This window comes from Cupriavidus sp. 05T313, from assembly GCF_056396665.1.
In genome coordinates, this window is record NZ_JBFTLX010000572.1 from 1 (window position 1) to 600 (window position 600).

Sequence of the window (600 nt, forward strand, 5' to 3'; positions counted from 1 at the left end):
GTACTTTGGTGGGCTTACCGCCGTCTGCGCCCCGCGCGCTCCGCTGTGTTCACGCAGCGCAAGCAATGGGCCCTGACACTGGCGCAGCCGATGGTCGACGCCACGGGCATGACCGGTTTTTTCGACCCCGCCACGGACCGCCTGACGGAGAATGCGCGCGCATTCTTTCGTGCGCAATTGCTGCACCAGATGGAGTTCCGGGCCAATGCGACCGACGACGAAGCGCGCCAGCACCTCGCCCAGGTACTCGAATCGCGTTGGTTTCGCACCGATCTGCATGCGCTCCTGCCGACAGACGATCCTCGTGCCGCGCTGGCGTTTGCCTGTGTCCGGATGGCGTTTTTTGCGCGCATTGTCATGTTGATGGGCTGGGCGGAGCCCATGGCCGCCTGGCGCGTGCTGTTGCTTAATGCGCAGCGTGCGCAGGACTGCTTTGCAAGCTGGGAGGAATTCGGCATTGCCTTTATCGCCGGCCGCCGGCAATGGGTTGCGGCGTTCCGGGCCGACCCGATGGGCAAAGCCTTCGATGAAGCAAGCTTGCGCCAGCTCCTCGCCCCGCCCAAGGGAGTCTGGGCAACGCTGGCATGGCCGGACCTGCCG

General features: G+C 65.2%; 1 protein-coding gene. It reads left to right on the forward strand.

Translation table 11 applies throughout. The features are described from left to right. On the forward strand, nt 1–600 hold a 600-nt coding region (locus AC1DKD_RS41810; RefSeq protein ID WP_477144805.1), incomplete at both ends, for a DUF1266 domain-containing protein.